Below are 11,732 nucleotides of genomic sequence, written 5' to 3'. Positions count from 1 at the left end.
GCATGCGCATCGAGACGGCGACCGAGCCCGGCAGCCCCGGGCGCCCCAACGAGGACTTCGTGGCGGTGGCCATGCCCGCGTCAGGCGGCGGCGGTTCACTGGTCCTGCTGGACGGCGTGACCCCTCCCGACGGCCCCACGGGATGCCGTCACGACGTCCCCTGGTACGTCGCCCACCTGGGCGGATCCATGATCGAACTGTCCGTTTCGCCCACGGCCCCGAGCTTGGCGCAGTGTCTCGCGGAAGCCGTCCGGCGCACCGCCGACGCGCACCGCGGCACCTGTGACCTTTATCACCGCCGCACTCCGCAGGCCACCGTGGTGGCGGTCCGGTGGAATGCGGACACCGTGGAGCATCTGGTGCTATCCGACTCGGTGTTGCTCATCGAGGACACCGCAGGTCAGGTCGCTGCCGTGCGTGACGACCGGCTGGACCGGCTGCCCGCTCCGGTGACCGCGCTGCGCGCCGCGGTACGGGCCCTGCCGCGCGACACGGCCGCCCGCACCGAGGCCGCCGCGGAGTACGGACGGGCCGTGGAGGCCCTGCGCAACGCCGAGGGCGGCTTCTTCACCGCGGCGGCCGACCCGGCGGTCGCGGACCGCGCCGTCACGGGCACCCGGCCGCGCTCGCGGGTCCGCGCGGTCGCGGCGCTGACGGACGGCGCCGCCCGTCTGGTCGAGGTCTTCCACGAGCAGGACTGGCAGGGCGCGTTCACACTGCTGCGCAAGGCCGGACCCGAGGAACTCCTGCGGCGCGTGCGCGCGGCCGAGGCCGCGGACCCGGACGGCACCCGCTTCCCGCGCGGCAAGGTGCGCGACGACGCGACCGCGGTGCTGGCGCAGTGGTGACGGCGGCGGTGCGGCACGCCGGGCGGAGGGCCGCCCGGGTCACGCGCTCTCCTGCTCCTGCGAGGAGTTCAGCTGGCCCAGCAGCCGGGCCAGTTCGCGCAGTTCGTCGCGGTCCCAGCCGCTGAGCCGGTTGACGTAGCGGGCCCTGCGCGCCTGCCGGACGCGCGAGAAGCGCTCGGCGCCCTCCGTGGTCAGCTGCACCAGGAAGGCCCGCCCGTCGGCGGGGTCCGGTTCGCGCCGGACGAGCCCGAGGTCCTCCAGGGCGCGCAGTTGACGGCTCATCGTGGCCTTGCCGACGCCGAAGTAGCCGGCGAGCACGGTGGCCCGCTCGGGACCTGTCTCGGCGAGCCGGGCGAGGATCCCGTACGCGGCGGGCTCCAGGTCGGGATGGACCTCGCGGGCCATCTCGCCGGAGGAGGCGCGGGCACGCCGCAACAGGACGGTGAGCTCGCGTTCGAGCGCCTCCATCACGGGGTCCGCCTCCCTGGGGGAGCCGGCGGTTCCGGCCACCTGGTCACCCGCCTTCCGTCGTGAAAACGTCTCGTCTCCGGCCGCCGTGTGCGCAGCGCCCCCAGTATTTCGCAGGCGCGGACCAACGGCGTGACCAGGGGCACTTCCACACCGGGTGTCCCGCCGCCGGCCACACGCACGGAGAGCGGCCCCTCCTCAGGCCGTGGGAGGGGCCGCTCTCCGTTCACCCGGTCAGGGCCTTGTTCAGGCCGCGACCGAGGGCTCCGCCGACGACGGCGCGAGTCCGTCCTCCAGGCCGGAGTCCGCGCCGGTGACGGCCGGCTCCAGGGCGAGCTTCAGCACGTGCCGGACGTCCGAGACCGCGTGGACCTCCAGCTTCTCCAGGACCTCGGCGGGGACGTCGTCCAGGTCCGCCTCGTTCCGCTTGGGGATCACCACGGTGGTGATCCCGGCGCGGTGCGCGGCCAGGAGCTTCTGCTTGACGCCGCCGATCGGCAGCACCCGCCCGGTCAGCGACACCTCGCCGGTCATCGCGACGTCGGTGCGGACCCGGCGCCCCGACAGGAGCGAGGCCAGCGCGGTGGTCATGGTGACACCCGCGCTCGGGCCGTCCTTGGGGACCGCGCCGGCGGGGACGTGGATGTGGACGCCACGGTCCTTCAGATCGCCGACCGGCAGCTCCAGTTCGGCGCCGTGCGAGCGCAGGAAGGAGAGCGCGATCTGCGCGGACTCCTTCATCACGTCGCCCAGCTGCCCGGTGAGCTGCAGGCCGCTGCCGCCGGTCTCCGGGTCGGCCAGCGACGCCTCGATGTAGAGGACGTCGCCGCCCGCGCCGGTCACCGCCAGGCCCGTGGACACGCCCGGCACCGCCGTGCGCCGCTCCTGCGGGTCCTGCGCCGACTCCGGCACGTGGTGCGGCCGCCCGATGAGCTCCCGCAGGTCCTGCGGGGTCACCGTGAACGGCAGCTCGCGCTCGCCGAGCTCGTGCTTCGCGGCGACCTTCCGCAGGATGCGGGCGATCGACCGCTCCAGGGTGCGCACCCCCGCCTCGCGGGTGTACTCCCCGGCCAGCTTGCGCAGGGCCGCGTCGTCGACGGCGACCTCGTCCTCGCCGAGCCCGGCCAGCTCGCGCTGGCGCGGCAGCAGGTGGTCGCGGGCGATGACGACCTTCTCGTCCTCGGTGTAGCCGTCCAGCCGCACCAGCTCCATACGGTCCAGCAGCGGCTCGGGGATGGCCTCCAGGACGTTGGCGGTGGCGAGGAACACCACGTCGCTCAGGTCCAGTTCGACCTCCAGGTAGTGGTCCCGGAAGGTGTGGTTCTGGGCCGGGTCCAGGACCTCCAGCAGGGCCGCGGCCGGGTCGCCCCGGTAGTCGGAGCCCACCTTGTCGATCTCGTCCAGCAGGACCACCGGGTTCATGGACCCGGCCTCCTTGATGGCGCGCACCAGCCGGCCGGGCAGCGCGCCGACGTAGGTGCGCCGGTGGCCGCGGATCTCCGCCTCGTCGCGGACGCCGCCGAGCGCGACGCGCACGAACTTCCGCCCCATCGCGCGGGCCACGGACTCGCCGAGCGAGGTCTTGCCGACGCCGGGCGGACCCACCAGGGCCAGCACCGCGCCTCCGCGGCGGCCGCCGACGACCCCGAGACCGCGGTCGGTGCGGCGCTTGCGCACGGCCAGGTACTCGGTGATGCGTTCCTTCACGTCCTCCAGGCCCGCGTGGTCGGCGTCCAGCACCGCCCGCGCGCCGGGGATGTCGTAGGCGTCCTGGGTCGTGGTGTTCCACGGCAGCTCCAGGACGGTGTCCAGCCAGGTGCGGATCCAGCCGCCCTCGGGGGACGCGTCGCTGGACCGCTCCAGCTTCTCGACCTCCTTCAGGGCGGCCTCGCGCACCTTCTCGGGCAGGTCGGCGGCCTCGACGCGGGAACGGTAGTCGTCCGCCTCGTCCTCCGGGTCGCCGTTCAGCTCGGCCAGCTCCTTGCGGACCGCCTGCAGCTGCTGCCGGAGCAGGAACTCGCGCTGCTGCTTCTCCATGCCCTCCTGGACGTCCTTGCGGATGGTCTCCGCGACGTCCTGCTCGGCCAGGTGGTCACGCAGCCACTGCGTGGCCAGCCGCAGCCGGGCGACCGCGTCGACGGTCTCCAGCAGCTCGATGCGCTGGCTGGTGGTGAGGAAGCCGGAGTAGCCGGCGTTGTCCGCCAGCTGCGAGACCTCCTCGATCTGCTGGACGCGGTCCACGACCTGCCAGGCGCCGCGCTTGCGCAGCCAGCTGGTGGCCAGGGCCTTGTACTCCTTCATGAGCTCCGCGACCGTGCCGGGAGCCTCGGCGGGTGCCGGCTCGGAGAGCTCGGTGCCCTCCACCCACAGGGCACGGCCGGGACCGGTCGTGCCGGCGCCGATGCGCACGCGGCTCACACCGCGGATGACGGCACCGGGATCGCCGTCCGACAGACGTCCCACCTGCTCGACGGTGCCCAGCGTGCCCACGCCCGCGTAGTCCCCGTCCACCCGGGGAACGAGCAGCACCCGCGGCTTGTTGCCGAGTCCGGGCTGTCCGGACCGCTGGGCGGCCTGTGCCGCCTCGACCGCGGCGCGCGCCTCGGCGTCGGTCAGGTCCACCGGCACGACCATGCCGGGCAGGACCACCTCGTCGTCGAGGGGCAGCACGGGCAGGGTGAGCGGCGCGAACGCCGACGAAGACGACTGAGCCATTATCTCTCCCTAAGCAATGAAGTTGAGCTATGCAGACTCAATGCATCTGATACCCCTGATGTTCCCCACGGCCTGTTCGCTCTGAGCGATCGGCCGCCCACCCGCAGCCCTCCGGCCCTCCGGCCCTCCGGGCGACCGGCCGGGCATGGCCGTCGCCGTGGAGCGGCCCGAGACGGCCCCGGGAGGCGACCGCCCGGCAGGCGGGCGAGGACGCCGCACCCGGCCCGCGTCGGGCACCGGTCGTCGTCTCCGCCGGCCCGCCCACGGGAGCGACGCCGCCCCGCCCGATGTGCGCACCCGCTCCCTCCCGAGAACCGATCGCGGCGGCAGCGGCGATAGAGGGGCGTGAGACTCTTCCGGCCCATGAGCCACGAGCCGCCCGGGGACGACGCGCTGATGCGCGGGATCGCCCGGGGCGACACGCAGGCCCTCGCAGATCTGTACGACCGCCATTCCGGGTGGCTGCACGCCCGGCTCACGCGGCGCTGCCCGGACCCGGAGACCGTCCGGGAGGTGCTGCAGGACACCTTTATGGCGGCCTGGCGCTCGGCGGGCACCCACCGCGGCGGCGCCGCGGGCGGCTGGCTGTGGGTGATCGCCGCCCGGCGGCTGGCGGACACCCGCCGCGCCGCGGCGCGGGCCGGCACCCGCGAGCTGCTCGCCGCGGAGGAGCCCGGCACCGCCCCCTCCGCCGAGGAACACGTCCTCGCCGGGCTGGAGTACGGCGACGTGGGCGCCGCGCTGAACCGGATCTCCCCGGAACTGCGGGCCGTCCTGCGGGCGACCGTGATCGACGGCCTCACCACGCGGGAGGCAGCACACCAGCTCGGGATCCCCGAGGGCACCGTCAAGACCCGGGCCTCGCGGGCGCGCCGGGAACTGCGCGCCGCCCTCGCCACCCTCGACCCCGCGGGAGGAACCGCATGCTGACCCCTGCCCGGGGGCGCCCCCGGCGCTCCCCGTCGACCCCGCGCTCGGCCCCGCGGCGGAACCGCAGCGCCTGGCACGTACCCGAGGACACCGCCGCCGCCTACGCCGACGGCACCCTCGCCGACACCGCCGCCTGGTCGGTGGACAAGCACCTGGAGTCGTGCGCGGCCTGCTCCGCCCGGATCTCCGCGCTGGTCCGGACCGGCACGGGCGGAGCGGTCCTCTCCGAGGTCCGGGACGCCGTACTCACCGCGGCCGCGGGCACCGCGCCGAGGGTGGCCGAGCCCCGGACGGCCGAGGCCCGACCGCGGACCGCCGTTGCCCGGCCCTGGCTCGCCGCGGTCCGCTCCGCGCGCACGCTGCGTCCCGCCTGGGTGGGGTCGGTGCTGCTGACGCTGGCGGTGGCCGTGGCGCTGACGCGTTTCGGCGGGGCGCCGCAGGGACGCCCCTGGCTGCTGGTGCTCGCCCCGGCGCTGCCTCCGGTGGGCGTGGCCCTCGCGTACGGGAGGTACGGCGACCCGGCCCATGAACTGGCCGCGTCGACGCCCTCCGGGGGGCTGCGGCTGCTGCTGACGCGCACCGGAGCCGTGCTGGCGGTGTGCGTACCGCTGCTGACCGCCGCCGGAGGCGTCCTGGCGGGCACGGGCGCGGCGGTGGCGTGGCTGCTGCCGGGCCTCGTGCTCACCGGGGCCACGCTCGCGCTCGGCAGCTGGACCGGCTGCCACCGGGCCGCCGCCGTGGTGACCGGTTGCTGGCTGGGCGCGGTCGTCCTCTGCGGGCTCCCGCCCCACTCCGCTCCCCTGCTGCTCTCCCCCGCCGCGCAGCCCGCCTGGGCCGCGGCAGCCGCCGCCTGCGCCCTTCTCCTGACCCTTCGCCGTACCGCCTTCGACCACATGGAGCGCCTGTGACCATCGCGCATCCCGTCAGCATCAGCGGGCTGACGGTCAAGCACCGCCGCACCACCGCTCTCGACGCTTTGGACCTGCGGCTCGGCCTCGGCGTCCACGGCCTGCTCGGCCCCAACGGGGCCGGGAAGACCTCCCTCATACGCGTGCTGGCCACCGTGGCCCCGTACCAGGGCGGGCGGCTGGAGCTGCTCGGCCACGACCCGACGACGCATCCTGGGCGCACCGCCATCCGGCGGCGGCTGGGCTATCTGCCGCAGGAGTTCGGCTACTACCCGGGCTTCACGGTGCGTGAGTTCGTCGCCTATGTGGCCTGGCTGAAGGAGATGCCGGCCGCCGAGGTGCCCACCGCCGTCGAGCGGGCGGTGGCACGGGTCGGTCTCGAGGACCGGATCGACCGGCGGATCAAGACCCTGTCGGGCGGCATGGTGCGCCGGGTCGGCATCGCGCAGGCCATCGTCAACGACCCGGATGTGCTGCTGCTCGACGAGCCCACGGCCGGTCTCGATCCCGAGCAGAGGGTCGACTTCCGCGCCCTGCTGCGGGAGCTGGGCGCGCACGCGACCGTGCTGGTCTCGACCCACCTCGTGGAGGACGTGGCCGCCGCGTGCACGGAGGTGACGCTGCTGTCCGGCGGACGGGTCGCCTTCCGCGGTACGCCGGGGGAACTGGCGGCGGCGGGGGACGGTGACGCGGCCGGGGACACCCCGATCGAGCGCGGCTACAGCGCGGTGCTGAGAGGGCACCGTCTCCGGACGGGCCGGGGGGTCACGGCATGACCGTCCTCACCCTGCGCCAACACTCGCCGGTATCCCCCGTGCGAGCGGAACTACGGCACGGTCCGGGACCGTGGGCGGCCGCCGTCATCGCGGCCACGGTGGCGTTCAACCTGTTCGTCCAGCGGTACCGGCTGGGGGACAACTGGATCGACGCACAGCAGATGCTCCGGCACTTCGGTGTGCTGACCGGCGGTCCGGTCGCGCTGGCGGCGGGGTGCTGGCATGGCGGGCGTGAGCGTCGCTGCGGTACGGGCGACCTGTTCGCCTCGGCGGCTCGGACGCCACTTGTGCGGGCCCTGACAGCGTGCCTTCCCGCCGTGTTGTGGCCGGTCTGCGGTTACCTGCTGCCGGCGGCCGCGGCCCTGGGGGCGATCTGGCCGTACGTCGGTTACGGGCACCCCTCCTGGGCCATGCTGGGCCAGGACGTCGTGACGTTCGGCGCTCTGGGGGCGCTGGGCTTCGCGGCCGGCCGTGCGCTGCGGTGGCGGATGTCCGCACCGCTCCTGGGCCCGGTCGGCTACGTGGTGCTGGGCTTCACCCAAATCACCGATGGACCGGTCAGATGGCTCACTCCGGCGGCCTACAGCCTCGCGGAGAGCCCCATGTGGGCGTCCGGGCTCCTCTCCGCGGTGTGGATGGCCGGTCTCGCCGTCAGCGCGGTGCTGGCCGGTCACGCACGACGGCGGGCGATCGCCGTCGTGCCCCTGCTGGCGGCTGCCACTGCCGCGGCGCTCCTGTGCCGGGGCGGTGACGACCTGTGGCGGCCCGAGCGGGCCGCCTCGGCACAGGTCTGCAGCTCGGGCACACCGGTGGTGTGCGTACGGGGCGAACACGCCTCGGCCCTGCCCGCCGTACAGGCCGTGGTGGCCCGGATCGACGCCCGGCTCGACGGCGTGCCCGGCGCGCCCGTCCGCTACCGCGAAAGCGCCGCTTCGGAGAGCGCACCGCCGCAAGAAGTCAGGTTCCAGCTCTCTGGAGGGCTCTTCCGGAGCCGGCTGGGCGACAGCGACAGGCTCTACCGCGACCTCGCGTACTTCGTGACCTCCCGGGACTGCGGAGCCCGGAACACCCATCAGCCGGGCAACCCCGCCGCCGAGCATGCGGCGCTGAGTTGGATGGGCGTGGAACTCCCCATGCCGGCCGGGGCGGAGACGCAGGCGGCCGACCGCCTCCGCGCCATGCCAGCCGAACAGCGCCGGGCCTGGCTCGGACGCTATCTGAACACCGTTCCCTCCTGCGACACCAGCCGGATCGAAGCCCCCTGAGCACGCACCCGGCCGCGACCGTCGTCCCACCCGATCGAGGAACCGTGAACCCCAGACCTTCCCTGTTGTCCCTCTATGTCCGCTCACGCGGTCTGCCGGGTGCCGCGACCGCCCTGGCCGTGCTGCTCACCGCCAACGCCTGGATCGCGGGCTGGGTGATCTACCGCCCGTTGTCCGAGCGCAGCATCGATGTGCCCTTCTTCGTCCTGCTGCCGATCCTGACCGCCGCGATCACCGGAACCAGCCTGCACAGCCCCTCCGCCGAACTGGACCTCTGCGCGCCGCTGCGCTGGTGGCGCTGGCGCGCGACGCACATCGTGACCGCCACCATCGTGTCTGCCTGCTGTCTTGGCCTGGCGGCACCGAACGCGGCACACGGCTTTGGCGCGCAGACGGCGATCCGGGGAGTCCTGGGCTTCACCGGCCTGGCCTGCGCCGGGGCGGTCCTGGTCGGTGCCCGTCTGAGCTGGGCACCTCCGATGGTCTACGGATTGGGTGTCCTGCTCGCCGTCCCCCGGACCCCCGGCGGACCGGCTGCGTGGTGGGGCTGGTCGATGCAGCCGGGTTCACAGCCCGGCGCCTGGGCGACCGCCGCCGCACTCTTCGTGGGCGGAGCGGGCCTACTGATCGTGCGGGGCCCGCAGGTGCGCCGGTGACGGCACTGCCGACCTCGGCGCATGGCTAGCCTATGGGCCCATGAATGGCCACGACGACGAACGGCCCGTCACGCTCGACCGGCGTAACGGGCCCTACGGCGAGATCGCGCTGCGGCGGAGCGGGGAACGCTACGAGATCATCGCCAACGGCACCTTCCTGATGGACACCTCCGACGGCCGTTCGGAGCGGCTGCTGGTCGACGCGGCGCTCGGCGCCCTCCCGGCGGACAAGGCGGACCTGTCGGTGCTGATCGGCGGGCTCGGGGTCGGCTTCTCCCTCGCGCGGGCGGCCAGCGAACCGCGGTGGACGCGGATCTCGGTGGCCGAACGGGAGCGGGCGGTAATCGACTGGCATCGCACGGGCCCGCTGGCGGTCTTCTCCGAGCACGCGCTGGAGGATCCGCGGGTCAGCGTGGTCGAGGGCGATCTGGTGGCTTACGTCCGGAACGCGGACGTGACGTACGACGCACTTTGCCTGGACATCGACAACGGCCCGGACTGGACGGTCACCGAGGGCAACGGGGGCCTGTACGGTCCGGCGGGTCTCGCGGCCTGCAGGGAGCGGCTCGAACCCGGTGGCGTACTGGCGGTATGGTCGGCCCAGCCGTCCCCCGCGTTCGACGACGCACTGAGGTCGGTGCAGTTCACGCAGGTCCGGACCATCGAGATCCCGGTGAATCGGGGCGTTCCGGATGTCGTGCACCTGGCAACCAAACCCGCATAGCCGCGGCGTCGTCCCGCCCCGTACGCTGCAGCGCAACGCAAACGACCATGGGGGACCCCACATGGACAGCACACAGCCGACGACGGTCGAAGCCGCAGCGGTGGCGGCCACCCCCGGTGCGCAGCGCCGCGTGCTGGTGGTGGAGGACGACGCGACGATCGCCGACGCCATCGCGGCACGCCTGCGGGCCGAGGGCTTCCAGGTCCGCACCGCGGGCGACGGCCCCGCCGCCGTGGAGACCGCCGCCTCCTGGCAGCCCGACCTCCTCGTCCTCGACGTCATGCTCCCCGGGTACGACGGCCTGGAGGTCTGCCGTCGCGTGCAGGCCTCGCGCCCCGTCCCGGTGCTGATGCTGACCGCCCGCGACGACGAGACCGACATGCTCGTCGGGCTCGGCGTGGGCGCCGACGACTACATGACCAAGCCCTTCTCGCTGCGCGAGCTGGTCGCCCGGGTGCACGTGCTGCTGCGTCGCGTGGAGCGCGCCACGATCGCCGCCCGCGACCCGCGCGGCGCCAACATGCAGCTCGGCGACCTGGAGATCGACAACGCCCAGCGCCGGGTCCGGGTCCGCGGCGCCGACGTGCACCTCACCCCGACCGAGTTCGACCTGCTGGTCTGCCTGGCCCAGCAGCCGCGCGCGGTGCTCTCCCGGGAGCAGCTGCTCGCCGAGGTGTGGGACTGGGCGGACGCCTCCGGCACCCGCACCGTCGACAGCCACGTCAAGGCGCTGCGGCGGAAGATCGGCGCGGAACGCATCCGTACCGTGCACGGCGTCGGCTACGCGCTCGAGACGCCCACGCCGTGAGCCCCTACAGCGCGCCGCGCCCGCCGAAGCTGCGGGAACGTGTGTGGGCCGCGCTGAGGCCGTACGACCCCTTCCGGTCGATCAAGGCGGCACTGCAGTACCTGGTGCTCGCCTCGGTGCTGATCACCACCGGCCTGGTCTTCGTGGCGATGCACTCCGCGACCGAGATCCGGATCATCACCATCTTCTCGATCATCGCCTCGCTGCTGATCTCGCAGCTGGTGGCGCACGGGCTGACCGCGCCCCTGCGGGAGATGACCTCGGTCGCCAGCGCCATGGCCCGCGGCGACTACAGCCGGCGGGTCACCGCGGTCCGCCGCGACGAGGTCGGCGAACTGGCCGAGACCTTCAACCGGATGGCCGCCGACCTGGAGGCCGTCGACCAGCACCGCAAGGAGCTGGTGGCGAACGTCTCGCACGAGCTGCGCACCCCGATCGCGGCGCTGCGCGCGGTCCTGGAGAACGTGGTCGACGGGGTCTCCGAGGCCGACACGGAGACCATGCGCACCGCCCTGCAGCAGGCGGAGCGGCTGAGCCTGCTCGTCGCCCACCTGCTGGACCTCTCCCGCCTGGACAACGGCATCGTGCCGCTGGACGCCAAGCGCTTCGAGGTCTGGCCCTACCTCTCCGCCGTGATCAAGACGGCCGGCCTCGGGCTGCAGGACGGCCAGGCGCCGGGCCGGCGGGCGCGCAAGGACGTCCACCTCCACCTGGACGTCTCACCGCCGGAGCTGACCGCGTACGCGGACGCCGAACGCCTGCACCAGGTGGTCGCGAACCTGATCGACAACGCCGTCAAGCACAGCCCGCCCAGCGGCCGGGTCACCGTCCGCGCGCGCCGCGGCACCGGCCCCGGCAGTCTCGACCTGGAGGTGCTCGACGAGGGCCCGGGCATACCGGAGTCCGAGCGCACCCGCGTCTTCGAGCGGTTCAACCGCGGCACAGCGGGACCGGGCGACGGCGGAACGGGGCTCGGGCTGGCGATCGCGCGCTGGGCGGTGGACCTCCACGGCGGACGCATCGCGGTGGCCGAGTCACCGCGCGGCTGCCGGATCCGCGTCACCCTCCCGGGGTCCACCGCGGCGCCGGCTTGACGCTCCGGCCTGCGCAGACGTTGCCAGAGGCAACCGGACCAGTCGATTCAGCACCCCATTCCCGCCAAACTCCGCCCCGAAACCGCCTTTCCGATGTGACTTAGGCGACGACTGGGCTCCCCGCCTGCAGGAAACGCTCAGGTAGGCGTAGCCTTTATTTCCGCTGTCCATCACCTTGTGAAGCGGAAGAGGGCGGTTGCCGCCGTGTCGCCACACCCCAGTAGCTCGAGCTCCCCCGACCTCCGGTCGGGTGGTACCCCCAGGACCGAAACCGATGGGCAGGGCCAGGGCCCTGCCGCGGGATTCGGGCCTAACGAGTGGCTTGTCGATGAGATCTACCAGCAGTACCTCCAGGACCCGAACTCGGTCGACCGAGCCTGGTGGGACTTCTTCGCCGATTACAAGCCGGGAGCGGATACGGGTTCCGCAGTCGCCTCGGGCCAGCCTCAGCCGGCCCCCGCAGCGCCGCCGGCCGCTCCGGCCGCACCCGCTGCCGCAGCACCGGTCGCGCCGCCCGTGACGCCCGCCGCCGCGCCGGCC

12 protein-coding genes are annotated in these 11,732 nt (G+C 73.8%); 10 read left to right on the top strand and 2 right to left on the bottom strand.

What is annotated here, in order from left to right; all coding sequences use genetic code 11:
* Window positions 1–2 precede the first annotated feature (2 nt).
* The gene (locus tag PV342_RS27210; protein WP_500318971.1) at window positions 3–848 is read left to right on the top strand and encodes a hypothetical protein; all 846 of its coding nucleotides are present in this window, start codon (window positions 3–5) and stop codon (window positions 846–848) included.
* 39 nt (window positions 849–887) lie between these two features.
* Here PV342_RS27210 and PV342_RS27205 read toward each other — a convergent pair whose 3' ends face one another.
* Both PV342_RS27205 and lon read right to left on the bottom strand, forming a co-directional pair.
* Window positions 888–1,316: a MarR family winged helix-turn-helix transcriptional regulator gene (locus PV342_RS27205; RefSeq protein WP_078620235.1), complete on the bottom strand. Its 429-nt coding sequence runs from the start codon at window positions 1,314–1,316 to the stop codon at window positions 888–890.
* A gap of 246 nt (window positions 1,317–1,562) precedes the next feature.
* A complete protein-coding gene (gene lon / locus PV342_RS27200; protein ID WP_361010062.1) occupies window positions 1,563–4,031 on the bottom strand; it encodes an endopeptidase La in 2,469 nt (822 codons plus the stop codon).
* A 363-nt stretch (window positions 4,032–4,394) separates the two neighbouring features.
* Between lon and PV342_RS27195 the strand changes: the two genes are divergently transcribed.
* From PV342_RS27195 to PV342_RS27155, 9 genes are all read left to right on the top strand, one after another.
* On the top strand, window positions 4,395–4,961 hold the full coding sequence (locus PV342_RS27195; protein WP_400805609.1) for an RNA polymerase sigma factor: 567 nt from the start codon (window positions 4,395–4,397) through the stop codon (window positions 4,959–4,961).
* The gene (locus PV342_RS27190; protein ID WP_400805607.1) at window positions 4,955–5,869 is read left to right on the top strand and encodes a zf-HC2 domain-containing protein; all 915 of its coding nucleotides are present in this window, start codon (window positions 4,955–4,957) and stop codon (window positions 5,867–5,869) included. The genes PV342_RS27195 and PV342_RS27190 overlap by 7 nt, the downstream gene beginning before the upstream one ends.
* Complete coding sequence (locus tag PV342_RS27185) at window positions 5,866–6,645, top strand: ATP-binding cassette domain-containing protein (RefSeq protein WP_400805606.1); 780 nt, start codon at window positions 5,866–5,868, stop codon at window positions 6,643–6,645. Before PV342_RS27190 ends, PV342_RS27185 begins: the two co-directional genes overlap by 4 nt.
* Window positions 6,642–7,910 (top strand): hypothetical protein, encoded by a 1,269-nt coding sequence (locus PV342_RS27180; RefSeq protein ID WP_400805605.1) that lies wholly within the window; start codon window positions 6,642–6,644, stop codon window positions 7,908–7,910. The genes PV342_RS27185 and PV342_RS27180 overlap by 4 nt, the downstream gene beginning before the upstream one ends.
* Window positions 7,911–7,954: 44 nt before the next feature.
* Entirely contained in the window at window positions 7,955–8,566 is a 612-nt protein-coding gene (locus PV342_RS27175) for a hypothetical protein (protein ID WP_400805604.1), read from the top strand.
* Between the two features lie 40 nt (window positions 8,567–8,606).
* Window positions 8,607–9,290, top strand: coding sequence for a spermidine synthase family protein (locus PV342_RS27170; protein WP_500318968.1), 684 nt, complete (start codon window positions 8,607–8,609; stop codon window positions 9,288–9,290).
* Between the two features lie 61 nt (window positions 9,291–9,351).
* Window positions 9,352–10,098 carry a response regulator transcription factor gene (locus tag PV342_RS27165; RefSeq protein WP_386997537.1) on the top strand — a complete coding sequence of 249 codons (747 nt, stop codon included), beginning with the start codon at window positions 9,352–9,354 and terminating at the stop codon, window positions 10,096–10,098.
* Window positions 10,095–11,192 carry a HAMP domain-containing sensor histidine kinase gene (locus tag PV342_RS27160; protein ID WP_018563621.1) on the top strand — a complete coding sequence of 366 codons (1,098 nt, stop codon included), beginning with the start codon at window positions 10,095–10,097 and terminating at the stop codon, window positions 11,190–11,192. The genes PV342_RS27165 and PV342_RS27160 overlap by 4 nt, the downstream gene beginning before the upstream one ends.
* Window positions 11,193–11,369: 177 nt before the next feature.
* A partial coding sequence (locus PV342_RS27155) for a 2-oxoglutarate dehydrogenase E1 subunit family protein (RefSeq protein WP_500318966.1) occupies window positions 11,370–11,732 on the top strand: 363 nt, incomplete at its 3' end.

The sequence above is a fragment of the Streptomyces sp. PA03-3a genome (assembly GCF_033792735.1).
Classification (GTDB): domain Bacteria; phylum Actinomycetota; class Actinomycetes; order Streptomycetales; family Streptomycetaceae; genus Actinacidiphila.
Note: the sequence above shows the minus strand (reverse complement) of the source record. Positions and strands in the feature narration are given on the sequence as shown.

Bases quoted from the DNA above. Each gene is read 5' to 3' on its own strand.
- PV342_RS27210 (WP_500318971.1), top strand. From the start codon at position 3: ATGCGCATCGAGACGGCGACCGAGCCCGGCAGCCCCGGGCGCCCCAAC.
- PV342_RS27205 (WP_078620235.1), bottom strand. From the start codon at position 1,316: ATGGAGGCGCTCGAACGCGAGCTCACCGTCCTGTTGCGGCGTGCCCGC.
- lon (WP_361010062.1), bottom strand. From the start codon at position 4,031: ATGGCTCAGTCGTCTTCGTCGGCGTTCGCGCCGCTCACCCTGCCCGTG.
- PV342_RS27195 (WP_400805609.1), top strand. From the start codon at position 4,395: ATGAGCCACGAGCCGCCCGGGGACGACGCGCTGATGCGCGGGATCGCC.
- PV342_RS27190 (WP_400805607.1), top strand. From the start codon at position 4,955: ATGCTGACCCCTGCCCGGGGGCGCCCCCGGCGCTCCCCGTCGACCCCG.
- PV342_RS27180 (WP_400805605.1), top strand. From the start codon at position 6,642: ATGACCGTCCTCACCCTGCGCCAACACTCGCCGGTATCCCCCGTGCGA.
- PV342_RS27170 (WP_500318968.1), top strand. From the start codon at position 8,607: ATGAATGGCCACGACGACGAACGGCCCGTCACGCTCGACCGGCGTAAC.
- PV342_RS27165 (WP_386997537.1), top strand. From the start codon at position 9,352: ATGGACAGCACACAGCCGACGACGGTCGAAGCCGCAGCGGTGGCGGCC.